Below are 21,917 nucleotides of genomic sequence, written 5' to 3' on the forward strand. Positions count from 1 at the left end.
CAGTTGAACAACTAAGGTAAGGCTATGATTTCAGGCATCCTAGCATCTCCTGGTATTGCTTTCGGTAAAGCACTACTACTTCAAGAAGATGAAATTGTCCTAAACACTCAATCTATCTCAGATGATCAAGTTGAAGCAGAAGTTCAGCGTTTCTTTGACGCTCGTAACAAATCTTCTCAACAACTTGAAGTTGTAAAGCAAAAAGCACTTGAAACTTTTGGCGAAGAAAAAGAAGCAATCTTTGAAGGCCACATCATGCTGCTTGAAGATGAAGAGCTAGAAGAAGAGATTTTAGCACTCATCAAGAAAGACAAAATGCACGCAGACAACGCGATCCACACTGTGATCGAAGAGCAAGCTTGTGCGCTTGAATCTCTTGATGATGAGTACCTAAAAGAACGTGCAACTGATATCCGTGATATCGGTACTCGTTTCGTTAAAAATGCTCTAGGCATCAACATTGTGTCTCTATCAGACATCAACGAAGAAGTTATCCTAGTCGCTTACGATCTAACGCCATCTGAAACTGCACAAATCAACCTAGACTACGTTCTTGGTTTCGCTTGTGACATCGGCGGTCGTACATCTCATACTTCAATCATGGCACGTTCTCTAGAGCTTCCCGCTATCGTTGGTACTAACGATATCACTAAGCAAGTTAAGAACGGCGACATGCTTGTGCTAGACGCGATGAACAACAAGATCATCATCAACCCTTCTGAAGCTGAACTAGCAGAAGCTAAGAAAATCAAAGCAGATTTCGAAGCAGAAGCGGCTGAACTAGCAAAACTAAAAGATTTGCATGCTGAAACTCTAGACGGCCACCGTGTAGAAGTTTGCGGCAACATCGGTACAGTGAAAGACTGTGACGGTATCCTGCGTAATGGCGGTGAAGGCGTTGGTCTGTACCGTACTGAATTCCTATTTATGGACCGTGACGCACTTCCTACTGAAGAAGAGCAATACGTTGCTTACAAAGAAGTAGCTGAAGCAATGAACGGTGAGTCAGTGATCATCCGTACTATGGATATCGGTGGCGATAAAGATCTTCCATACATGGATCTTCCACAAGAGATGAACCCTTTCCTAGGCTGGCGTGCAGTACGTATCAGCTTGGATCGTCGTGAAATCCTACGTGACCAACTACGCGGTATCCTACGTGCATCTGCACACGGTAAACTGCGTATCATGTTCCCAATGATCATTTCTGTTGAAGAGATCCGTGAACTGAAACAAGCAATCGAAGAGTACAAAGCTGAACTTCGCGCTGAGGGCCTAGCTTTCGATGAAGAAATCGAAATCGGCGTAATGGTTGAGACTCCAGCAGCTGCTGCAATCGCACACCACCTAGCGAAAGAAGTATCTTTCTTCTCTATCGGTACTAACGACCTAACGCAATACACTCTTGCGGTAGACCGTGGTAACGAAATGATTTCTCACCTATACAACCCGCTATCTCCTGCTGTTCTTACAGTAATCAAGCAAGTGATCGACGCATCACACGCTGAAGGTAAGTGGACTGGTATGTGTGGTGAGCTTGCTGGTGATGAGCGTGCAACACTTCTTCTTCTTGGAATGGGCCTAGATGAGTTCTCTATGAGCGGCATCTCTATCCCTAAAGTTAAGAAAGTAATCCGTAACTCTAACTTCGCAGAAGTTAAAGCTATGGCTGACGAAGCACTATCTCTACCTACAGCTGCTGAAATTGAAGCTTGCGTAGAAAAATTCATCGCTGAGAAATCTCAGTAATCGCCAAATTCTTAATAAAGTTAGACGGCTAAAAATAGTCGTCTAATTTGTTAGATTGGTATAGTATATTCTACAGAATAAAACTAAACGTTAGGAGCATGACACAATGGGTCTGTTTGACAAACTGAAAAAGCTTGTATCTGATGACAGCGCTGATGCTGGTGCAATCGAAATCATCGCACCTCTTTCTGGTGAAATCGTAAACATCGAAGATGTGCCAGATGTAGTTTTCGCCGAGAAAATCGTTGGTGACGGCATCGCGATCAAACCAGCTGGCGACAAAATGGTAGCTCCAGTTAACGGTACTATCGGTAAGATCTTCGAAACTAACCACGCATTCTCTATCGAGTCTGACGACGGTGTTGAGCTTTTCGTTCACTTCGGTATCGATACTGTTGAACTTAAAGGCGAAGGCTTCACTCGCGTAGCTGAAGAAGGTCAATCTGTTAAAGCTGGTGACACTATCATCACTTTCGACCTAGCGCTTCTAGAAGAGAAAGCAAAGTCTACGCTTACTCCAGTTGTTATCTCTAACATGGACGAAATCAAGGAGCTGAACAAGCTTTCTGGTTCTGTAACTGTTGGCGAAACTCCAGTTCTTAAAGTAACTAAGTAATCTCGATTATTTATCTACTTTAATTAAAACGCTACCTAAGGGTGGCGTTTTTTGTGCCTGTCATATTTGTCTAGCTCCTTAAATCACAATACAATCTGCAACACCAACAAGCTCTACTAGCCTCCCTCAGTAAAACCAACCCTTGGTACCACTCTACTTTCTTATTAAACGGCATTCATTCCATTTTCGACATTGGAACTTAATGTTAAGTCACTTAGTGTGGTTCACAAGATGCAACAGCTCCCTGATATCTCGTTCCACTAGATTCTGGGATGACGCTAAAGACTTCGATTTAGGTAAACAATAGAGCAATACCACCTTATAATCGCCACTCCCTACAATGAGGAACGGCCATGATAGGGAGTCTCGCTTTTGCTCCTGCTTACCAACATTACACTTTTCCAAATACACCTTCGCCAAATCGCAGGCAATAAAAACCCAGCCGAAGCTGGGTCTGTTTAGCGCTCATCTCTCACCACGAGCTAATTTGTGGAAGCCTAACGTTAACACTTATGATCAACCATGCTTATAGTCAACGCGGCCTTTCAATCGGTTAACCTAGTAGGCTAAGTGCCGAGTTCGGTGCTTGCTTCGCTTGAGCAAGAATCGAGCTTGAAGCTTGAGAAAGAATCTGAGACTTAGTCATCTGAGTCGTTTCTTTCGCGAAGTCGGTATCTTTAATACGGCTCTTAGATGCGTTAACGTTCTCGTTAATGTTATCTAAGTTGCTGATAGCGTGGTCGAAACGGTTTTGGAAAGCACCCAGCTCTGCACGGTGGCTGTCTACGTACTTAAGTGCTGCATCGATTACCGCTACAGACTCTTGTGCGCCACCAACAGATGTTACGTCGATAGTATCAACCGTTACGTCTTTAGCTGCTTGAATGCCTAGCTCACCTGCAAGACCGCCAGAGAAAGACACATCGCCGCTCACTTTGTTGTTACCAGTGAACATTTGTAGCTTGCCGTCTTCAGTTACAGACGCTTTGACAGAATCTTGTTGACCATTGATGTAGGTTGCTAGCTCTTCGATGTCGTCGCCCGCTTTTGCGCTGATATCGATTTCTTGTGCTTGACCGAAGTTATCTGTGAACGACAGTTTTAGGTCGTTTGAACCCGCTTGTACGTTCCAGTCTTTGTCTTTAGCGTTCTCAGTTTGGTAGCTCTTACCACCCATCTGAGCGTTATCAGAGCGCATATCTTTCAGGTTCAGCATTACCGCTTCGCCGTTATCCGCACCGATTTGGAATGATTGTGTTCCGTAAGTACCGTTAAGCAGCTTGTTACCACCAAAAGACGTCGTTTCCGCGATACGGTTTAGCTCGTCGTTCAGTGCTGTTACTTCTTCTTGAATCGCTACGCGCTCAGCTTTTGAGTTTGAGCCGTTTGAAGATTGTAGAGAAAGATCACGCATACGTTGCAGGATGTTGGTTGTCTCGTTCATTGCACCTTCAGCGGTTTGTGCAATAGAGATACCATCGTTCGCGTTACGAACAGCAACGTCTAAGCCGCGGCTCTGAACGTTCAAACGGTTAGAGATTTGTAGGCCCGCAGCGTCATCTTTTGCGCTGTTGATTTTAGAGCCAGAAGCTAGACGCTCCATTGATGTTTGTTGTGCGCTGTTTGCGTTGTTTAGGTAACGTTGCGCAGTCATCGCTGAAACGTTGGTATTTACATTCACTGCCATGGTGATTTCTCCAATTGATTTTCCGGTATTGCGGTTTCCGACGTCTCGGAAAACCAAGTAGTTCTCTCAAAGTTACTTTTAATAACGGCGTAATTGGCGAAACCTTTAGGAAAAAAACAATAAAATTAAAGAAATAGCGATAAAGGATAGGAAAGCGTGACTGGTAGTAAAATTATCAAAAAAAGATAAGAAAAACGCTAAAGTTGTCGAGAAGTCAGTCGAGCGAGGTTTTGTGTTTTTATTAACCTAATAAGGTTAAAGCAAGATTTGGCGCTTGCTTCGCTTGAGCCAGAATGGTGGTGCTCACTTGCTGCAGAATTTGCTGCTTTAGCATTTGAGTGGTTTCCTTGGCGTAGTCGGTATCTTTGATTCGACTGTTTGAAGTCGCCAAGTTTTCATGAACGTTTTCAAGGTTGTTAATGGCGTGGTCAAAGCGGTTTTGCATTGCACCTAGTTCAGAGCGATGGCTATCCACATACTTCATCGCAGTATCTAAAATAGAGACAGCACGCTGTGCTCCACCCACATCCGTAACATTGATGTCATTCACCGATTCATAGTAACCCGCCGACATCGACAACTCACTAGCGAGTGAACCAGAGAAAGAGATGGTGCCTGAAGTATCTTCACCAGACATGTAAATCTGAAGCTGTCCATCATCATTAACCGAAGCTGAGACCAGTTCCGTTTGACCATTGATGTAGGTCGCCAACTCTTCAATGTCGTCGCCAACTTTCGCATTAATGTTGATCTCTTGAGGCTGACCAAAACGATCGGTAAACGACATCGTCATATCATTTTGATTTGATTTCACTGCCCACGAGTCATTGGCCATGCCATTCGCGACATAACTAAAACCGCCCATGTTGATGTCATCGGTACGCATGCTTTTGAGACCGATTTGCACCGCCTCGCCTGAGCTGCCACCAATCTGAAACGACGTGCTACCAAAGCTACCATTGAGGAGTTTTTTGCCACCAAAAGAAGTGGTCTCTGCAATACGATTCAGCTCATCGTTTAGTGCGGTGATCTCTTCTTGAATGGCCGTTCTTTCCGACTGACTGTTCGAACCATTACTCGCTTGCAGTGACAGGTCACGCATACGTTGCATGATATTAGTGGTTTCGTTCATCGCGCCTTCGGCAGTTTGCATAATGGATATACCATCATTCGCATTGCGAACAGCGACATCAATACCACTCATCTGCGCCTCTAGACGGTTGGAGATTTGTAGACCTGCAGCGTCGTCTTTGGCACTATTAATACGACTCCCTGAAGCCAAGCGCTCCAAAGATTGGGTCAGCATATTATTGGCATTAGAGAGATTCCTCTGAGCCACCAACGCTGAGACATTAGTATTAACAGTTATAGCCATAGACCTTCACGTACAAAAAGATGAATTACACTTATGATTGCTTTTATATCGACCAATTCAGATAAAGCTTTAATAAAAAAGGAGCCCTGAGGCTCCCTTTGTTTATTCTTTTTGAGACGACTTACTTAATCGTTAATGCGCTCAACATCTCAGTTGAAGGAGCAAAGTAGTAAGCACCTGTCACTGCCTTAGTAAAGCGAAGCAGTTGGTCTGTTTTGCCATCGGTTACGCCGTACATGCTCTCTAACATCGCATCAAAGTTATGACGAACATTACAGTAAGCAATGAACAGTAGACCATGGTCACCCGTTGCCGTGCCGTAAGGTAGGCTGTGACGAACGATCTTAAGGCCTTTGCCTTCTTCTTTGATATCTACACGACCAACGTGAGACGCAGCTGGAACATCATCGAGCTCGATTGAATCAGGCTTAGTACGACCAACCACTTTTTCTTGCGCCGATACATTCAATCGATTCCAAGCTGGAAGGTTATGAACAAAACGCTGCACCATCACGTAGCTACCGCCTGCAAATTCGCCTTCAGGAACAATAGCCACTTCTGCGCGTTGTGCGTCTTTCGGGTTTTCAGTACCGTCGACGAAATCCGTCATATCACGAGAATCTAGGAAGCGGTAACCGTAAGTTTCATCAACCACTTCAACGTCTGCCGCTACTTCAGATAGCAATTTACGTAAGATGAAAAAGTGCAGATCGTGTCGGTTTGAATGGCAATGGATTAACACATCAGCTGGCGTGCTAGGTGCGGTAACATCGCCTTCGCCAAGCGCAGGGAAGTCAATCAAGTCAGTTGGAGCTGCTTGCTCGAACTTGTCCCAAAACGCCTTAGAGAACGCAACTGAAGCCGTCAGGTTCGCATCTGGTTGAGTTTGGTTTAGCTCTTCAATTAGCGCTGGAATCTTTTGGATTTCAGATAATACATTAGCAGTATTAGCATTCACTTTCAGTTGAACGTAAAGAGCAAAAGGCCCAGCTTCAGGCAAAATAGCACTTTGAACGTTAGGCTGCTCATTTGAGACATTAAGCATAGATTATTCCTTCCAGTTTTAGCTTCTAAGTATAATTGTGAATGGGACAAATGTTTTGATGAGAATCAGTCTTCGTGCTCAACCACTTTAAAGCAATCCCGTGCTGCATGGCTATTGGTTAGATAAAGCGCTAACCACAGCAGCAACAATAAAGTCAGACCATTTGACCAACGGAACCAACCGTTATCCAAATAGATTAAATAAATCGTATGGGAGGCCTGCGCTAAAATAGCAGCCATGGTCACCCAACGTCCCCATGACACCACTTTATTGAGGCGCTTTCTCTCTGGAGATCTTAGCCCAAATAACCACATCAGTAACAAGCTAGGGACACTCAAGGCAATCCCAACATAAAACATGTGATGATCCGGATAGATGATCTCGAGAATATCGGTTCCCGACTCTCTACTTGCACCTGCAACGATGAAAACGACGAGAGCTTTCGCAAGAAACAGCCAACCTAACCATAATAAGATTGGTGCCTTTAAGAAGCCGTGCTTGTCGTATTGTTCTATGGAGTACCGCACAAATCTCACTTTCACTTGTTTTCAAACCAACACTTTAACGCAAATCATTCATACTTAGTTAGGTTTACGTTATCTTATTGGTTAATACGTTTTTAATTATCGAACTCAGTATGAAAAAGAAAACTAATACACCATCTGTTGAATCTCAACAAGAGGCACTGAAGATAGCCAAAGCGACTCAAAGGCCAGCTCAAACCAAAGAACAAACCAAATTGATTGCTCAGGGTATTGAGAAAGGCATCGCGCTTTACAAGAAACAACAGAAAGAACGCAACCGCCAAGCAGATAAAGCAAAGAAACGCGTACAAAAAGAAAAGCAAACTCAACAAGCGGCTATAGAACAAGAGCACAGTGCAACATCGAGTGTTGAAGCGACATCAAATCACTCAAGTAAATTGCCATGGATACTATTAATCGCGAGCTGGGTAGGTTTTGCGATTTATTTGATGCAATAACAGGACAAACTTATGAAAAAGGAATGGATGGCACTAGCAGTGAGTAGCATGCTGTTGGGGTGTACCACACCCACTTCAGTACCTCATGACGAGGCAGACGGTGTGAGAATGGATTATCACGGCATCATTAATATCGACCAGTGTGAGTATAAAGGGGAAGTCACTGGTAGCGAAGGCCATTGGTACAGCTACCTGTTTTACCCGAATGATACCTTGATTCAGGGTGCGATGAATGAGCTTAAAACCAACGCGATCCAGCTTGGTGCAGATACGGTCATCTTTACCCTACCTCAAGATTTTTCCACTTCAGTTACCATGCTTGGTACCGCTTATCTTTGTAAGTAGTTAGCCTCTCTTTTAGCCGCCCCCAAAAAGAAAGCCAGCTTTCGCTGGCTTATGCACTAAATCCAAGGCTTGTTGCTATATCGCCCTTTCGTTCGAGAACCCACTGACTGTCAAATGGTCCCCAGTCGGATAACTGGTAATAGCCATCATTATGACGTCGCCCATCTTGAACAAACATAAGTTCGATACCGATCCCCGGTAACGCCTTGAGTACATCTTGAATAGTACGACGAGGCCAACCCGTTTTTTCGATGAGTTTAGGCACATTTGGCCTATCAAGGCTTTCAACTAACAATGCTAAATATAGCCGCCTTGCAAAAACAGGACTCAACTCCATTGACACCTCCTATATATGTGCAACTCAATTATTTCTTTTTTCGCTGACAACATGTTGAGGCTGATCAATAAGTCTCCAATAGTGACATTTTCTTACTGTTTTTTTTTCGCTCAATGAAATATTCCTCACTCTATTTTGTCTGAATTGCCGCTTCCTGATAGGATTCAACTCATAACAATGAAAGAAAATCACCCAGAGGAAGAATAATGACTATCACAATGTTTGGTATCCCAAATTGCGACACGATTAAAAAAGCAAAGAAATGGCTCGAAGCTGAAGGTATCGAGTTCGAATTTCACGATTATCGCAAACAAGGCATCACTGAGGAGTTGGTAACAAGCTTCTGTTCAGAACTTGGCTGGGAGCTAGTACTAAACAAACGTGGCACGACTTATCGTCAGCTTTCTCAAGAGCAAAAAGACACGTTAACAGAACAAACGGCAATCACTCTGCTTGTTGAACAACCAGCGATGATCAAGCGCCCTATTTTGAAAGTCGATGGCAAACTTCACATTGGCTTTAAAGCTGACCAATACGCAGCTATTTTTGCGTAATCAGCAATTTACGCAATAAGCAATAAGCAATAAGCAATAAGCAATAAGCAATATTAGAACAGATAACAAGGCGTTGAGCGTGCTCTGTTCAACGCCTGAAATTAATGACTCGACGTTTTATTTAAACAAGGAATTCAAGGATGACAGATAGCCCAACTTTGGCTCTGGCAAAAGACCTCATTAGCCGTCAATCGGTAACCCCTGAAGATGCGGGCTGCCAAGAACTGATGATTAATCGCTTAAAAGCACTCGGTTTTGAAATCGAAGTAATGGTATTTGAGGATACGACGAACTTCTGGGCTCGCCGAGGTACTGAAGCACCTCTGTTTGCTTTTGCAGGCCACACAGACGTGGTACCAGCCGGTCCAATCGAACAATGGAACACCAAGCCATTTGAGCCAACCATTGTTGATGGCTACTTACACGGTCGTGGTGCGGCAGACATGAAAGGTTCTCTAGCTTCAATGATTGTTGCTGTTGAGCAATTCATTGAGAAATATCCAGACCATTCAGGCTCAATTGGCTTCCTTATCACCTCTGATGAAGAAGGCCCATTCATCAACGGTACGGTACGTGTTGTTGAAGCTCTGATGGCACGCGGTGAGAACATCGACATGTGTATCGTTGGTGAACCATCAAGCACTGAGTTTGTTGGCGATGTGGTGAAAAACGGCCGTCGTGGCTCTATCACCGGCGATCTAACGATCAAAGGTACACAAGGTCATGTTGCTTACCCTCACCTAGCGAATAACCCGGTACATAGCTCTCTGCTCGCAATTCACGAGCTAGCGACGACGGAATGGGACCAAGGTAATGACTACTTCCCACCAACCAGTTTCCAGATCCCGAATGTGAGTGCGGGTACTGGCGCGTCTAACGTGATTCCAGGTGAGTTTAATGTTCAGTTTAACCTTCGTTTTAGCACAGAGTTAAGCAATGACGTTATCGTTGAGCGCGTGACAACAACGCTCGATAAATACGATTTCGAATACGATCTTAAGTGGACCTTCAATGGTGACCCGTTCCTAACAGACGCAGGCTCACTACTCGATGCGATTGTTGATGCTGTTGGTCACGTTAATGATGTTAAACCAGCGCTGCTGACAACCGGCGGTACGTCTGATGGTCGCTTCATTGCCCGCATGGGTGGACAGGTGGTTGAACTTGGCCCAGTAAACGCGACCATTCACAAGGTTAACGAATGCGTGAAAGTAGCGGATTTAGAGAAGCTAACTGACATGTACGAAAGAACGTTAGTGAACTTGTTCGCTAAATAAATCTTTCCTAGCGAAGTATCAGTTCCAAACATTAGAGACGCGTTATGACACCAGAGCAGCTTACCGGACAATCAGATTCTCACCTGGCACCGACACTCATTGGTACTAAGACCTTCTTGGTACACAGTGACGTTATCGATGACCTAAACAGTTTGATTGAAGCTGCTCAGCTTGCTGGCTTTAAAATGGAGATCGCCAGTGGCTTTCGTGACTATGACAGGCAATCTCTGATTTGGAACCGCAAGTTTTCTGGTGAAGCCCCGCTCTTAGATTCAAATAGCCAACCACTTGATGCTTCAACACTCACTGAACATCAAAAGCTATCGGCGATTCTGAGGTGGTCTGCGCTTCCTGGAGCGAGTCGACACCATTGGGGTTGTGACTTCGATGTGTTTGCTCGTAACCACCTTCCAGAAGGTGCACAGCTGCAATTAGAGCCATGGGAATACCTTACTGGCCACCAGCAAGTGTTTTATCAATGGCTCTCTGCGAATGCTGCACAATTTGGGTTCTTTTTCCCGTATAGCCAAGACCTTGGTGGTGTGGCGATAGAACCTTGGCATATTAGCCATCGTAACGTTTCGGAGCTGTGTTTATCACAGTTATCCCCGACTTTACTTGGCAAGCAGCTCAAATCTAAGCCAGTATTAGGGTATGAGATTATTATGGAGCAGCTAGACGATATCTATGCGCGCTTCGTAGCAAACATCAGCCATTAGGAGCGCTTATGTTAGAGTGGCTTACAAACCCTTGGGTGATCATCATCATCGTGGTTAGCGTTGTGGTAGGTAACATCGCAGCTCTAAAACAGACAGCTAATATGGACCTCGGAAAAACAAGCCGTAGCAAACGAGAGAGCGACTTGGACAAGCTCAATCGTCTAGATAAGCAGAACCAAGAGAAAGCTCAATCGAAAGAGACCAAAGGTAGCTAATCTTACGGTCAAACGAACACAAAAAAGAGGACACAATGTGTCCTCTTTTTATTTGTTTACACTGAAACATTGGCTGAACTAAAAGGGCCTATTTTCCGAGGCCCTTTAGTCAATTAAGCTTTGCTTACTCAGCTTTCGCCGCTTTGTCATCTTTGGTTTGGTCTGCAACGTGCGCTAGAACAGGAACCAGTGACTTAAGTAGCTCTTCTTCTACTGGCTTACCTGATGCGTCCGTCAAGTTAATTGACGTACGGTTACCAAGGTCACCAAATAGGAAGTTGTATGTACCTGGTGCTAGATCAACAGGCTGTAAACCAACCTCTTCCCAGAACTCATCATCTGGCGCAGCGTACTTAGCTTTCACTGTACCCTGAGACTGGTTACGCTCTTCAAGCTCAAAGCCCATCGCCGGCAACAAGGTCGGCAGACGCTGCCAGAATACGTTGTATGGCGTACGAGCAATAATCACAGGGAAACCACTACGGTCAGAGCCCATAGAGATAGGAATACGCTTCACTAGCTCTTGTGCTTTCAGTGCCGCTTCAGCACGAAGGTTTTCATCGTACTTAGCCATCACTAAGTTGGTTAGGAAAGCGTTGTAACGTTCTTTGTTGGTTGCCGTTACTGGCTTCTCTTCGTTGCCTTCACGCCAATCAATAAGATTAATCTTGAAGCCATGACGGTTGTTCGCTTGGAAACGAGAGATAGAGTAGCGGCTGCCAATCTCTACGTCTTCGTCTTCAGAAACCCAAGTAACCCAATCGGTCTCAATCTCATTCTCAGACTGTTCACGAATACCAATACCACGTTGAGCTAACATGTCGACAGCCGTTTGCCATACACGGTCTGCTTCTTCAGCACGAAGCAGCCATAACGTTACTTCACCGTTTTGACGCTCCGCACGAGCACCAGGGATCAATTCAAGAACCTGTTGTGGTGGACGAATATCCACGGAAGGGCCTACACCACCAGTGAAGTCACCGCTTGGAATGTCATAATTTGGGTAGAACTGAGGCTGAGCATCTTCAGGCAGCTGCCATTGTGAAAACTCAGGTGTTTCTAAGTATTCGAAATCATCTTTGGCTTGACGACGTTGAGTCGGGCTGCCAGAACATGCTGTAAGAACGAAAACAGCCAGTGACCCAATCACTAGCTGGTGAGAATACTTCATTTATACTCCTAAATGCCGAAGGTTCGCTTCGGCATCACTTCATACGTTTTTAGTAAATACACGCTTCAGTCATTGCTTGAGCAACAACAGGTTGAGCTGGTTCTGACAGTTCAGTCAGAGGCAGACGTAAGCCACCTTCAGCAATCAGACCCATTTTATGAACCGCCCATTTTACGGGAATAGGGTTAGACTCAACGAACAAATTCTTATGTAGAGGCATCAAACGCTCATTGATCGCTTCTGCTTCTTCAAACTTACCTTCTTTCGCAAGTTTGAACATAGTAGCCATATCCGCCGCTGCAACGTTATTCGTTACAGAAATCACGCCATCGCCACCACGCTTAACAAATTCTAGACCTGTTAAGTCATCACCACTTAGTAAGATAAAATCTTCGCCACAAAGTTCACGGTGAATTGCAATTCTGTCGAGATCACCCGTCGCATCTTTAAGTGCAACAATGTTTTCGATCTCAGAAAGGCGAGCAACTGTCTCTGGTAATAGGTCTACAGCAGTACGACCCGGTACATTGTATAGGATTTGAGGAACGTCACTTACTTCAGCAATCGCTTTGTAGTGTTGGTACAAACCTTCTTGAGTCGGTTTGTTGTAGTAAGGCGTTACGCTCAGACAACCCGCAATACCAGAACCGTTCAATAAACGGCTGAATAGCACTGACTCGTGCGTAGCATTAGCGCCTGTACCTGCGATAACTGGGATACGACCATCAGCAAATTCAACGATCTTATTGACGACTTTGACATGCTCTTCAATTGTGAGTGTTGAAGACTCACCTGTTGTGCCAACCGCAACCAGACCATCACTACCTGCAGCAACATGGTGCTCAACTAACTTTTTAAGGCTGTCGAAATCCACTTCGCCATCTGCGTTAAATGGCGTGACTAGCGCAACGATACTTCCTGAAAACATGTCTATCTCCCTTAATTTATTCTTTTTGCATGTTACTGTAAGCCAATCAATAAACACAAGACATTAAAGTGGCTTAGCGGCAACATCGGTATGAAATATTGTCGTATGTTTGAGGTTAAACGGCTTATAACGCCGTTCAGCCAATAATTTGGATAACCTGAGCTCAATCTAACGGATAGGAAACCCGTCGATGTCAGTATCAGGTAAGCTGTGCAGCCACTCGACAAACTTGCGTTTCCGCGTTTTAGATATTCTTATCATTTGTTGCCTGTTAGACGCAAGATGAGTCATAAAAAGCCCCGCTCGCACGCTTATTCCTCTTGCTAACTGTGCTAACATGCATGAATCAATGGAATATATAGAGACGTGATTTTATGACTCAACATCTAGTAATCACAGCTGTGGGCACAGATCGCCCAGGTGTTTGTAACCAAGTGGTTCACTTGGTCACTCAATCAGGCTGTAACATTATTGATAGCCGTATCGCCCTATTTGGCGAAGAATTTACGCTTATCATGCTACTGTCTGGTAAAGCAAACAACATCACCCGTGTTGAAACCACCCTGCCCTTGCTTGGCCAAGAGCACGACTTGATTACGATTATGAAGCGAACCTCTCCGCACGATGTGGTAGAGAACTCCTACACGCTAGAAGTGTTCGTTGAGTCAGATGACAAACTCGGCCTGACCGAGCAGTTCACACAGTTCTTTGCAGACCGAGACATCGGCCTCGACTCGCTGAGCGCACAAACGATCAATAAATCTAAAGTCCAGCTCGACAACGACCAATTCCATATCTCTATTACCGCTTCTGTGCAGTCAGAATGTAATTTGATGCAGCTACAAGAAGAATTCAACTCGCTGTGTCAGAGCCTATCAGTCCAAGGCTCGCTCAACTTTATTAAAAACAGTCTTTAAAAAGGAAATATCATGAATACGCTAACGGCTGGTGTTCCAGCACCTGCTTTTTCTCTTCCAGATCAAGATGGCAATATCGTATCTCTTGGTGACTTCAAAGGTAAAAAAGTACTTTTCTACTTCTACCCAAAAGCAATGACTCCTGGTTGTATTGTACAAGCGGAAGGCCTGCGTGATATCAAAGCACAGCTAGATGACCTAAACGTCGTTGTTCTGGGTGTCAGCATCGACCCAGTGAAACGCCTGCCTAACTTCATTGAGAAGAAATCTCTAAACTTCACACTGCTATCTGACGAAGACCACAGTGTTGCTGAGCAGTTCGGTGTTTGGGGCGAGAAGAAGTTCATGGGTAAGGTTTACGATGGCCTACACCGTATTAGCTTCCTAATTGACGAAGAAGGTCAGATTGAGCACGTCTTCAACAAGTTCAAGACCAAGACTCACCACGAAGTGGTTCTAGAGTACTTCAACCAAGAAGCTTAATGTCTTTTGAGGTGAGCTAGACTCACTACCAACTAAGACAAATTAAAAAGGCAACTATCATCGATAGTCGCCTTTTTTATCATTCATTTTTCGTTACTGATGATGCACAGGGTCATCATCTAATGCATGGCTAGGTAAGGCATTCCAAACCGCCTTCACTAAGGTCGCCAGTGGAATCGCGAAGAACACGCCCCAGAATCCCCAAAGTCCACCAAACACTAATACCGCCACAATAATCGCAACAGGGTGCAGATTCACTGCTTCTGAGAACAGAACCGGCACTAACACGTTACCATCCAGGGCTTGAATGATGCCGTAAGCCAATAGCAGCCAGTAGAATTGAGGCTCAAGCCCCCACTGGAACAAACCAACAATCGCAACCGGTACGGTTACCGCCGCTGCACCAATGTATGGAATCAATACCGAGAAACCGACAGCAACCGCTAATAATACGGAGTAGCGAAGGTCTAAAATCGCGAAAGTTACGTAGCTGACGCCACCTACGATTAAAATTTCTAGCACCTTACCGCGGATGTAGTTCGAGATTTGTTCGTTCATCTCTTCCCATACTTTGGTCGCTAAACGGCGGTTTCGAGGAAGCACACCACTTGCCATTCTGATCATCTCTTCTTTATCTTTCAGTAAGAAGAAGATAAGCAGTGGTACTAAGATAAGATAAACACCTAACGTCGCTAAGCTAACCAAAGACGCTAACGAGCCTTTCACCACACTCTCACCCATGCCCAACGCCTTGTTCTTCGCGTTAGACATGACAGACTCAACGATCTGTAAGTTAGCAAGCTCTGGGTAACGCTCTGGAATCGTTGCAATGAACTTCTGCAAGCTACCGTACATGCTAGGAATATCATTGATTAGGTTACCCACTTGCTCCCAAATGGTTGGCACTAATCCAAATATCGCTAGTAGCATCAGGCTAAAGAACATCAAGATCACCAACATCACCGATGGCGTTCTTGGGACACCGAGTCGTTGAAGTTGAGTCACTGGCCACTCAAGCAAATAAGCCAATACAATCGCCACCAACAGCGGTGCGATCAGGTGACCAAAGAAGTAGATAGTAATAAAGCCGAATAGAATGATGGCAACCAAACTGACAGCGTGTGGATCAGAGAAACGTCGTTTATACCAACGACTGACCATTTCAAGCATCTGACTGCGATTCCTTTTTAGTGACGAGGAGATGGTGGTAATTAGAACAAACCTCTGTCATGACAACATAAGCTTGCTTAGACAAAAAAGTAACAATATCTTTCATCGAACTGCTATCTGATACATAAATTGACAAAGATTGCCCTACTTCTAACTTTACACTGTGACGCTTGGCTAATAATAACGCCATTGGGCAGCGCTCTTGGCGTAAATCTAGAATATTAGGTGTCATTCTTGGGCTCGATGCTTATTATAAGGGGCATATTGTAATCTGTTTTTGAAAACGTGCCATCATTGATTCATCTTCCTTCAGGATAGCGCACGCACTTAACAAAGGTTAAACCAGATAAAGAACCAATTTGCATTGCCCTTGTCTTACTGTCAGAAGAAACGGAGTATTACTGACTAATATGTTTAAACGCGCTCGTTCAATTGCTTGCTTATGCATCGCAGCCACATTAAGCACCCCAACGTTGGCTAACACCAACAGCTTGGATTTACCGGACATCGGCACAGCGGCTGGCGGCACGCTCACTATCGATCAAGAACTCATCTATGGTGATGCCTACATGCGCATCATCAGAAGTAGCCAGCCTGTCATCAATGACCCGGTTCTCAACCTTTATATCGACACTCTAGGCCATCGCCTTGTCGCGAATGCCAATGACGTAAAGACACCTTTTCAGTTCTTTATGATCCGTGACCGCAACATCAACGCTTTTGCTTTCTTTGGTGGTTATGTTGCTTTGCACTCAGGTCTATTCCTACACGCACAGTCAGAAAGTGAACTTGCGTCTGTATTAGCGCACGAAATCGCACACGTTACTCAGCGCCACTTAGCGCGCAGTATGGAAGATCAAGCACGCCGTTCCCCTGCGACTATTGCAGCGCTTGCCGCGTCTGTGTTGTTGGCAATTGCGGCTCCTGAAGCCGGTATTGCAGCCTTAACTGCAACCACCGCGGGTAACATGCAAAGCCAAATTAACTACACTCGTAGTAATGAGAAAGAAGCCGACCGCTTTGGTATCAACACGCTAGCGAAAGCTGGATTTGACGTGAATGCGATGCCACGCTTCTTCGGTCGCCTGGCTGATGAATACCGCTATGCCAGCACACCACCACCAATGTTGCTGACTCACCCATTGCCAGAAGACCGTATTACGGACTCTCGTGCTCGTGCTCGAAGCTATCCACCTCTCAAGCTTGCGCCATCTCTAGATTACCACTTAGCAAGAGCTCGTATCGTGGCACGCTATGCCGGTATCAATAATGAGGCGTCGCTCGATTGGTTCTCACGCCAATTGAAAAAGGCACCCAAAGAGATCGTCCCATCGTTAGAGTATGGACAAGCACTGGTTTATCTCGACTCTAAAAAGTTAGATAAAGCTGAACCGATTCTAACCAAGCTGATTACCAATGACCCGACTAACCTGTTCTATCTGGATGCGATTTCCGACCTTCACATTGAACAGAAAAAACCTGATCTTGCAATTAAAGAGCTCAAGTCTGCCTTGGTTCGTCAGCCAAACAATCCGGTACTCACAATCAACTACGCAAATGCCTTGATTGAAAAAGAAGACTTTGCAGAGGCTATTCGCGTATTACAACGTTATACGCATGACAATCCGAATGATACCAACGGCTGGCACCTGCTTTCAAAAGCGAACACTAGCCTTGGCAACAGTGATGAAGACCTTGCCGCACGAGCTGAAATTTTGGCATTGCAAGCCAACTGGAACAAAGCAATTCAGTATTACACGCAAGCAAGTCAAATCGCGGAACTCGGTAGCTTGAAGCAAGCCCGCTACGATGCTCGCATTGATCAACTGATGATTCAGCGCGAGCGCTTCTTAGCACTGCAATAAGCCGAGTAATACGCGGAAATCACCAAAAGAACAAAGCTCAACGTATACAGAGAAGAGGCCAATTAGCTAGCCTCTCCTGAAAATTAAATAAAAAATAATAATGAGGAAGAACCATGTCTGTCGTGATTTATCATAACCCACGCTGCTCAAAGAGCCGTCAAACGCTTGAACTGCTTGAAACAAACGGCGTACAACCTGAAGTGATCAAGTACTTAGACACGCCTTTAACTGTTGAACAGCTAAAAGTACTGTTCACACAGCTCGGTTTTAGCAGCGTTCGCGAAATGATGCGCACCAAAGAGGCAGACTACAAAGAAGCGAACCTTGGCGATACTTCTGTATCGGATGAAGACCTGTTTTCTGCAATGGCTGCTAATCCAAAACTGTTTGAGCGCCCAGTGGTTGTTGCGAACAATAAAGCCAAGATTGGTCGTCCACCTGAGCAAGTGCTAGAGATTCTGTAAGCGGTTATGAGCATCAACATTCTTGTTCTCTATTACAGTCGTCACGGCAACACGCAAGCTCTCGCAAGGCAGATTGCACGAGGGGTGGAGTCCATCCCTGAGTGTGAAGCCATGCTAAGAACCGTGAATGACGTGTACACAGTAGAAGAGCAGCCAGACTCTCGCTATCAACCCACAGACCCAATCGCCACGCTGCAAGAGCTCCGTTCTTGTGATGGCTTGGCGCTTGGCAGTCCGGTTTGGTTCGGCAACATGGCTGGGCCGATGAAGCACTTTTGGGATAGCACTACATCATTGTGGATCAATGGCGATCTTATCGATAAGCCAGCCTGTGTATTTACCTCTTCTTCATCATTGCATGGTGGGCAAGAGACAACACAGCAAAGCATGATGTTGCCACTGCTTCACCATGGAATGTTAGTGGTAGGTATCCCCTACTCAGAGCCTGCATTGCATACCACTCAAACCGGTGGTACGCCCTATGGCGCAAGCAGCACAGGCGAAAGTGTTTCATTAAGCAAAGAAGAAATTGAGTTGGCGCAGAACCTAGGTAAACGCCTAGCGCGCATTGCAATAAATCAGAAGGGAATCTCTCAATGATGTACATGTCAGAGAAGGCGATGTCTCCTAAGACAAAGCTATTCCGCTACCTAGCATTAGCAGGCAACCTATTACTGTTAGGTTGGGTTGTCGCTTGGCAGATGACGCTTTCACCGCATCCTCACCTAGACAATGTCACACTCGCTATCGTTTGGGCTGTTCCGTTACTGTTGCCATTACCTGGCATTTTAATCGGCAAGCCTTATACGCATGCTTGGGCAAACTTCATCTTAATGCTCTACTTCCTGCACGCATTAACCATCCTATACGTAGATGGTGGTGAACGCTTATTAGCTGCTGTTGAGCTACTGCTGACCACGATTGGCTTTACCGGAAACATCTTATTTACCCGTTTCCGCGCTAAAGAGTTAGGCATCAAGCTTAAGCGCCTTTCTGAAGTAGAAAAGAAAGAGAAAGCGAAGTTCGAGCAATAAGGTTGGATTCGACATACCCAATCAGCTAGCTCAAGCAATTATCGAACAAACAAAAAGCCCTGCGAGATTTCTCTAGCAGGGCTTTCTTTTTATTTCTCTTCGCCTACTTACTCTTCATATAGACGATGAATGTCAGCAATTACCTAACTACGATTCCACTCGTATACCAAGCTTGGCTTTGCATGCTGTGGAGCTGCGGCTTCTAGCGCTTCGCTACCCGCATCTTCTGAGTTAGCGTCCGAGCCAGCTAGCGTATCATCACCAACAACTTCATTACCTTTGATCACTTGAACATCAGTATCTGCGTCAGTTGCTGTTGCTTCAGTATCAACTACAGCCGTTGAATCATCACCTACAGACATAGTGTTGTCTTGTGTCTCAAATTCAGGGCTTACTTCTGGTTCGATGTAAGACTCTTCAACCTTCACAACTTGGCGAATACTTGCCACTTCTTGCTCAAACTCTTGTTGAGTCGACAGCAAGTGAATACGGAACGTCACTTCGTTGTTTTGAATCTTAAGAATATCTAGACTAGCAACCGAGTTTAGACGCTTAAGTGCATTCTCTAGCTGGAAGAAGTCTTGAGCATTATTCAGGCTAATAAACTGAGTTAGAATCGATTCTGATGACTCACTCGCCACCGTCACCGCGCTTTTACCCGCGTAGTAGTTACTGATTTGGTCAACTAACTTCTTAGAAGCCGTTGCACTGTTACCCGATACTGAACCTGTGATTGGTGCCGTTGGCGCGCTAGTCAATTGGCTTGGTTTTTGGTCGTACAGCGTCCAACGCAATCCTGAAGATTGAGCTTTAATCACTAACACCGCATCTACTGGGTAGCGTTGACTTGCTCTGCTAATTGGTGAAACAAAACTGCCCCACAAATCTGAGGTCGCGATACCAGTGATATCGTCGAAGTCACCGACAGGCAGAGTCAAAGGTAAACCACGATCTTTTGCACTTGCTTGCATTTGAGCAGCAAGTGGTGAGTTCGAGTGCTCCCACACAATGTTTTTATCGAAGCTGTCTTCTTCCACCAGCCAAACCAAGATGTTTGAGCGAGTTTCAGGCCAGTACGGCAGTTGCGCTTGAGTCAGTAGAGAACGGATTTGAGCGCCATTAAAACGCATGCGCAATGTTGATTGGTCATTGCGCTCACCAAAACTCATTTGAGACATGTACTGCGCACTCTTACGCATCGCCTTTTGGATGGTCTCATTTGAAGCAACGTCAGTTTGGCCAGTCGCACGTATCAATACCTGCTCCATACCGGTATTTCTTGCCACTTGTTCTGGTTGTTTGTCTTCGGCGTTAATCGCAACTTCAGCACTAAAGATATCGACTTTAGTTAAGGCGTAACTCGGGAAGGCTAATAGTCCCATCAACAACAATGCTATGTAGCGCATATTGATCCTAATATTCAAAGCTTGTGCCTTGATGATAAGCAACTATGGATTGAGGGGCAAGGTCGTTAGCGCCCACTGTGTTTAATAACCACAAAATATCACCTGACCATGATAAAGCGCTAACCTTATAAACCGAATTTTCGGACCTTGTTCGATATAAAACATCACTATGATAAATAAATTTGATCTATTTTGTGTAGCAATCGATTGCTAAGTGATAGAATCGCGCGAATTTTATTTTTCACTTTTCATATAACGACCAATCTAAGGACATATCATGAAAAATGCATTGCAAGGTGCACAAATGCTGTTTGTAGCTTTTGGTGCGCTTGTACTCGTGCCGCTACTGACAGGACTTGATCCCAACGTTGCACTCTTTGGCGCAGGTATCGGTACCCTTTTATTCCAACTTATTACACGCCGTTCAGTGCCAATCTTCTTAGCGTCTTCTTTTGCATTCATCGCGCCTATCATGTTTGGTATCCAAACTTGGGGTATTGGTGCAACCATGGGCGGTCTGATGGCAGCAGGTGTTGTGTATGTATTGATGGGCGCTCTTATCAAAGTGAGAGGCGTTGGCTTCATCCATAAGCTGCTTCCACCTGTGGTTGTTGGCCCTGTGATTATGGTGATTGGTTTGGGCTTGGCACCAGTTGCTGTAAACATGGCGCTAGGTAAGACAGGCGATGGCGCCGTTCAACTGGTTGATGCAGACGCAGCGCTTTGGATCTCATCAGTTTCACTGCTAGTTACCGTCATCATCAGCGTATTCTCGAAGGGTTTCCTAAAGCTACTGCCTATCTTTGGCGGTATTATCGCAGGTTACATTACGAGCCTATTCTATGGCGCAGTCGACTTCGCACCCGTTGCACAAGCATCTTGGTTAGCACTACCAAACTTCACTATGCCTGAGTTCAACATCAACGCTATCTTCTTCATGGTATTTGTCGCGATTGCACCAGCCGTTGAACACGTAGGTGACATGCTTGCGATTTCTAACGTGACGGGTAAAGACTACCTTAAGAAACCAGGCCTACATCGCACAATCACAGGCGACGGTGTAGCGACCATTGCAGCTTCTATGCTGGGCGCTCCGCCAAACACAACCTACAGTGAAGTAACTGGAGCGGTAATGCTAACAAAAGCATTCAATCCGGTGATCATGACTTGGGCTGCAGTAACAGCCATCGTTCTTGCATTGGTAGGCAAACTGGGCGCACTTCTGCAAACCATTCCAGTTCCAGTGATGGGTGGCATCATGATTCTTCTGTTTGGTTCTATTGCAACAGTCGGCTTGAACACGCTAATCAAGAACAACGTAGACCTGCACAAATCGCGTAACCTTGTGATTGTGGGTATTACCCTAGTATTCGGTATTGGCGGCATGGCATTTGGCATCGGCGATTTCAGCCTACAGGGCGTAAGCTTGTGCGGTATCGTGGCGATTCTACTCAACCTAGTCCTTCCTGAAGAGTTAGGCGACAACACAGTAGTAGACAAAGCTCAAATCGACTAATGGTTGAACCTGGTTAAATTCCACAAAATTTAAGATCAAAAAAGGGAGAGCATCGAATGCTC

The 21,917-nt window shown here is 45.2% G+C and carries 25 protein-coding genes; 15 read left to right on the forward strand and 10 right to left on the reverse strand.

Translation table 11 applies throughout. The annotated features are described in order from the left end of the window. Positions 1 to 24 precede the first annotated feature (24 nt). Both ptsI and crr read left to right on the forward strand, forming a co-directional pair. Positions 25 to 1,749 carry a phosphoenolpyruvate-protein phosphotransferase PtsI gene (gene ptsI / locus L1D11_RS08335; protein ID WP_239833567.1) on the forward strand — a complete coding sequence of 575 codons (1,725 nt, stop codon included), beginning with the start codon at positions 25 to 27 and terminating at the stop codon, positions 1,747 to 1,749. A 106-nt stretch (positions 1,750 to 1,855) separates the two neighbouring features. After that, the gene (gene crr / locus L1D11_RS08340) at positions 1,856 to 2,365 is read left to right on the forward strand and encodes a PTS glucose transporter subunit IIA (protein ID WP_004737851.1); all 510 of its coding nucleotides are present in this window, start codon (positions 1,856 to 1,858) and stop codon (positions 2,363 to 2,365) included. 553 nt (positions 2,366 to 2,918) lie between these two features. Here crr and L1D11_RS08345 read toward each other — a convergent pair. From L1D11_RS08345 to L1D11_RS08360, 4 genes are all read right to left on the reverse strand, one after another. Further along, the gene (locus L1D11_RS08345; protein ID WP_239833566.1) at positions 2,919 to 4,052 is read right to left on the reverse strand and encodes a flagellin; all 1,134 of its coding nucleotides are present in this window, start codon (positions 4,050 to 4,052) and stop codon (positions 2,919 to 2,921) included. A gap of 241 nt (positions 4,053 to 4,293) precedes the next feature. Beyond that, entirely contained in the window at positions 4,294 to 5,427 is a 1,134-nt protein-coding gene (locus L1D11_RS08350; protein WP_239833565.1) for a flagellin, read from the reverse strand. Positions 5,428 to 5,548: 121 nt separating this feature from the next. Beyond that, positions 5,549 to 6,472 carry a Dyp-type peroxidase gene (locus L1D11_RS08355; protein ID WP_171369452.1) on the reverse strand — a complete coding sequence of 308 codons (924 nt, stop codon included), beginning with the start codon at positions 6,470 to 6,472 and terminating at the stop codon, positions 5,549 to 5,551. 65 nt (positions 6,473 to 6,537) lie between these two features. Beyond that, positions 6,538 to 6,999: a DUF2919 domain-containing protein gene (locus L1D11_RS08360; protein ID WP_239833564.1), complete on the reverse strand. Its 462-nt coding sequence runs from the start codon at positions 6,997 to 6,999 to the stop codon at positions 6,538 to 6,540. 110 nt (positions 7,000 to 7,109) lie between these two features. Between L1D11_RS08360 and L1D11_RS08365 the strand changes: the two genes are divergently transcribed. Together L1D11_RS08365 and L1D11_RS08370 are read left to right on the forward strand one after the other, a co-directional pair. Further along, positions 7,110 to 7,454: a DUF2956 domain-containing protein gene (locus L1D11_RS08365; protein WP_239833563.1), complete on the forward strand. Its 345-nt coding sequence runs from the start codon at positions 7,110 to 7,112 to the stop codon at positions 7,452 to 7,454. 12 nt (positions 7,455 to 7,466) lie between these two features. Then, positions 7,467 to 7,799 (forward strand): DUF4156 domain-containing protein, encoded by a 333-nt coding sequence (locus tag L1D11_RS08370; protein ID WP_239833562.1) that lies wholly within the window; start codon positions 7,467 to 7,469, stop codon positions 7,797 to 7,799. A 49-nt stretch (positions 7,800 to 7,848) separates the two neighbouring features. Here the strand turns inward: L1D11_RS08370 and L1D11_RS08375 are convergent, their stop codons facing one another. Then, a complete protein-coding gene (locus tag L1D11_RS08375; protein ID WP_004741665.1) occupies positions 7,849 to 8,136 on the reverse strand; it encodes a helix-turn-helix domain-containing protein in 288 nt (95 codons plus the stop codon). 206 nt (positions 8,137 to 8,342) lie between these two features. Between L1D11_RS08375 and L1D11_RS08380 the strand changes: the two genes are divergently transcribed. The 4 genes from L1D11_RS08380 to L1D11_RS08395 all read left to right on the forward strand — a co-directional run bounded on the left by L1D11_RS08380 (position 8,343) and on the right by L1D11_RS08395 (position 10,901). Beyond that, a complete protein-coding gene (locus tag L1D11_RS08380; protein WP_004741664.1) occupies positions 8,343 to 8,690 on the forward strand; it encodes an ArsC family reductase in 348 nt (115 codons plus the stop codon). 140 nt (positions 8,691 to 8,830) lie between these two features. Next, the gene (gene dapE, locus L1D11_RS08385; RefSeq protein ID WP_102423681.1) at positions 8,831 to 9,967 is read left to right on the forward strand and encodes a succinyl-diaminopimelate desuccinylase; all 1,137 of its coding nucleotides are present in this window, start codon (positions 8,831 to 8,833) and stop codon (positions 9,965 to 9,967) included. Between the two features lie 44 nt (positions 9,968 to 10,011). Then, positions 10,012 to 10,686 (forward strand): M15 family metallopeptidase, encoded by a 675-nt coding sequence (locus L1D11_RS08390; RefSeq protein ID WP_239833561.1) that lies wholly within the window; start codon positions 10,012 to 10,014, stop codon positions 10,684 to 10,686. 8 nt (positions 10,687 to 10,694) lie between these two features. Then, positions 10,695 to 10,901 carry a DUF2897 family protein gene (locus L1D11_RS08395; RefSeq protein WP_105025406.1) on the forward strand — a complete coding sequence of 69 codons (207 nt, stop codon included), beginning with the start codon at positions 10,695 to 10,697 and terminating at the stop codon, positions 10,899 to 10,901. Between the two features lie 124 nt (positions 10,902 to 11,025). Here L1D11_RS08395 and bamC read toward each other — a convergent pair whose 3' ends face one another. Together bamC and dapA are read right to left on the reverse strand one after the other, a co-directional pair. Next, entirely contained in the window at positions 11,026 to 12,072 is a 1,047-nt protein-coding gene (gene bamC, locus L1D11_RS08400) for an outer membrane protein assembly factor BamC (protein WP_239833560.1), read from the reverse strand. A 49-nt stretch (positions 12,073 to 12,121) separates the two neighbouring features. Further along, positions 12,122 to 13,000, reverse strand: a complete 879-nt coding sequence (dapA, locus tag L1D11_RS08405; RefSeq protein WP_004741658.1) for a 4-hydroxy-tetrahydrodipicolinate synthase — start codon at positions 12,998 to 13,000, stop codon at positions 12,122 to 12,124. A 374-nt stretch (positions 13,001 to 13,374) separates the two neighbouring features. Between dapA and L1D11_RS08410 the strand changes: the two genes are divergently transcribed. Next, positions 13,375 to 13,917: a glycine cleavage system protein R gene (locus tag L1D11_RS08410; RefSeq protein ID WP_004741657.1), complete on the forward strand. Its 543-nt coding sequence runs from the start codon at positions 13,375 to 13,377 to the stop codon at positions 13,915 to 13,917. A 12-nt stretch (positions 13,918 to 13,929) separates the two neighbouring features. Next, a complete protein-coding gene (gene bcp / locus L1D11_RS08415; RefSeq protein ID WP_004741656.1) occupies positions 13,930 to 14,400 on the forward strand; it encodes a thioredoxin-dependent thiol peroxidase in 471 nt (156 codons plus the stop codon). A 93-nt stretch (positions 14,401 to 14,493) separates the two neighbouring features. Here the strand turns inward: bcp and L1D11_RS08420 are convergent, their stop codons facing one another. Beyond that, complete coding sequence (locus L1D11_RS08420) at positions 14,494 to 15,570, reverse strand: AI-2E family transporter (protein WP_061032628.1); 1,077 nt, start codon at positions 15,568 to 15,570, stop codon at positions 14,494 to 14,496. Next, positions 15,563 to 15,802, reverse strand: coding sequence for a sulfurtransferase TusA family protein (locus L1D11_RS08425; protein ID WP_102423677.1), 240 nt, complete (start codon positions 15,800 to 15,802; stop codon positions 15,563 to 15,565). Before L1D11_RS08425 ends, L1D11_RS08420 begins: the two co-directional genes overlap by 8 nt. 178 nt (positions 15,803 to 15,980) lie before the next feature. Here L1D11_RS08425 and L1D11_RS08430 point away from each other — a divergent pair, with 178 nt between their 5' ends. From L1D11_RS08430 to L1D11_RS08445, 4 genes are all read left to right on the forward strand, one after another. Beyond that, on the forward strand, positions 15,981 to 17,435 hold the full coding sequence (locus L1D11_RS08430; protein ID WP_239833559.1) for a M48 family metallopeptidase: 1,455 nt from the start codon (positions 15,981 to 15,983) through the stop codon (positions 17,433 to 17,435). A gap of 113 nt (positions 17,436 to 17,548) precedes the next feature. Further along, positions 17,549 to 17,899, forward strand: a complete 351-nt coding sequence (gene arsC, locus L1D11_RS08435; RefSeq protein ID WP_239833688.1) for an arsenate reductase (glutaredoxin) — start codon at positions 17,549 to 17,551, stop codon at positions 17,897 to 17,899. Between the two features lie 6 nt (positions 17,900 to 17,905). Further along, positions 17,906 to 18,499 carry an NAD(P)H:quinone oxidoreductase gene (gene wrbA, locus L1D11_RS08440; protein ID WP_239833689.1) on the forward strand — a complete coding sequence of 198 codons (594 nt, stop codon included), beginning with the start codon at positions 17,906 to 17,908 and terminating at the stop codon, positions 18,497 to 18,499. Continuing rightward, positions 18,496 to 18,933, forward strand: a complete 438-nt coding sequence (locus L1D11_RS08445) for a DUF2069 domain-containing protein (protein ID WP_239833690.1) — start codon at positions 18,496 to 18,498, stop codon at positions 18,931 to 18,933. Before wrbA ends, L1D11_RS08445 begins: the two co-directional genes overlap by 4 nt. Positions 18,934 to 19,076: 143 nt before the next feature. On the opposite strand, the gene L1D11_RS08450 is transcribed toward L1D11_RS08445, so the two are convergent. Continuing rightward, the gene (locus L1D11_RS08450) at positions 19,077 to 20,339 is read right to left on the reverse strand and encodes a DUF2066 domain-containing protein (protein WP_239833691.1); all 1,263 of its coding nucleotides are present in this window, start codon (positions 20,337 to 20,339) and stop codon (positions 19,077 to 19,079) included. Between the two features lie 277 nt (positions 20,340 to 20,616). Between L1D11_RS08450 and L1D11_RS08455 the strand changes: the two genes are divergently transcribed. Beyond that, the gene (locus L1D11_RS08455; protein WP_008222947.1) at positions 20,617 to 21,855 is read left to right on the forward strand and encodes a uracil-xanthine permease family protein; all 1,239 of its coding nucleotides are present in this window, start codon (positions 20,617 to 20,619) and stop codon (positions 21,853 to 21,855) included. Positions 21,856 to 21,917: the final 62 nt, after the last annotated feature.

The organism is Vibrio sp. Isolate32 (assembly GCF_022397955.1).
In the GTDB taxonomy this organism is placed as follows: Bacteria; Pseudomonadota; Gammaproteobacteria; order Enterobacterales; family Vibrionaceae; genus Vibrio.

Excerpts from the sequence above, each read along its gene's own strand:
- ptsI (WP_239833567.1), top strand. The coding sequence starts at position 25 with ATGATTTCAGGCATCCTAGCATCTCCTGGTATTGCTTTCGGTAAAGCA.
- crr (WP_004737851.1), top strand. The coding sequence starts at position 1,856 with ATGGGTCTGTTTGACAAACTGAAAAAGCTTGTATCTGATGACAGCGCT.
- L1D11_RS08345 (WP_239833566.1), bottom strand. The coding sequence starts at position 4,052 with ATGGCAGTGAATGTAAATACCAACGTTTCAGCGATGACTGCGCAACGT.
- L1D11_RS08350 (WP_239833565.1), bottom strand. The coding sequence starts at position 5,427 with ATGGCTATAACTGTTAATACTAATGTCTCAGCGTTGGTGGCTCAGAGG.
- L1D11_RS08355 (WP_171369452.1), bottom strand. The coding sequence starts at position 6,472 with ATGCTTAATGTCTCAAATGAGCAGCCTAACGTTCAAAGTGCTATTTTG.
- L1D11_RS08365 (WP_239833563.1), top strand. The coding sequence starts at position 7,110 with ATGAAAAAGAAAACTAATACACCATCTGTTGAATCTCAACAAGAGGCA.
- L1D11_RS08370 (WP_239833562.1), top strand. The coding sequence starts at position 7,467 with ATGAAAAAGGAATGGATGGCACTAGCAGTGAGTAGCATGCTGTTGGGG.
- L1D11_RS08375 (WP_004741665.1), bottom strand. The coding sequence starts at position 8,136 with ATGGAGTTGAGTCCTGTTTTTGCAAGGCGGCTATATTTAGCATTGTTA.
- L1D11_RS08380 (WP_004741664.1), top strand. The coding sequence starts at position 8,343 with ATGACTATCACAATGTTTGGTATCCCAAATTGCGACACGATTAAAAAA.
- dapE (WP_102423681.1), top strand. The coding sequence starts at position 8,831 with ATGACAGATAGCCCAACTTTGGCTCTGGCAAAAGACCTCATTAGCCGT.
- L1D11_RS08390 (WP_239833561.1), top strand. The coding sequence starts at position 10,012 with ATGACACCAGAGCAGCTTACCGGACAATCAGATTCTCACCTGGCACCG.
- L1D11_RS08395 (WP_105025406.1), top strand. The coding sequence starts at position 10,695 with ATGTTAGAGTGGCTTACAAACCCTTGGGTGATCATCATCATCGTGGTT.
- bamC (WP_239833560.1), bottom strand. The coding sequence starts at position 12,072 with ATGAAGTATTCTCACCAGCTAGTGATTGGGTCACTGGCTGTTTTCGTT.
- dapA (WP_004741658.1), bottom strand. The coding sequence starts at position 13,000 with ATGTTTTCAGGAAGTATCGTTGCGCTAGTCACGCCATTTAACGCAGAT.
- L1D11_RS08410 (WP_004741657.1), top strand. The coding sequence starts at position 13,375 with ATGACTCAACATCTAGTAATCACAGCTGTGGGCACAGATCGCCCAGGT.
- bcp (WP_004741656.1), top strand. The coding sequence starts at position 13,930 with ATGAATACGCTAACGGCTGGTGTTCCAGCACCTGCTTTTTCTCTTCCA.
- L1D11_RS08420 (WP_061032628.1), bottom strand. The coding sequence starts at position 15,570 with ATGCTTGAAATGGTCAGTCGTTGGTATAAACGACGTTTCTCTGATCCA.
- L1D11_RS08425 (WP_102423677.1), bottom strand. The coding sequence starts at position 15,802 with ATGACACCTAATATTCTAGATTTACGCCAAGAGCGCTGCCCAATGGCG.
- L1D11_RS08430 (WP_239833559.1), top strand. The coding sequence starts at position 15,981 with ATGTTTAAACGCGCTCGTTCAATTGCTTGCTTATGCATCGCAGCCACA.
- arsC (WP_239833688.1), top strand. The coding sequence starts at position 17,549 with ATGTCTGTCGTGATTTATCATAACCCACGCTGCTCAAAGAGCCGTCAA.
- wrbA (WP_239833689.1), top strand. The coding sequence starts at position 17,906 with ATGAGCATCAACATTCTTGTTCTCTATTACAGTCGTCACGGCAACACG.
- L1D11_RS08445 (WP_239833690.1), top strand. The coding sequence starts at position 18,496 with ATGATGTACATGTCAGAGAAGGCGATGTCTCCTAAGACAAAGCTATTC.
- L1D11_RS08450 (WP_239833691.1), bottom strand. The coding sequence starts at position 20,339 with ATGCGCTACATAGCATTGTTGTTGATGGGACTATTAGCCTTCCCGAGT.
- L1D11_RS08455 (WP_008222947.1), top strand. The coding sequence starts at position 20,617 with ATGAAAAATGCATTGCAAGGTGCACAAATGCTGTTTGTAGCTTTTGGT.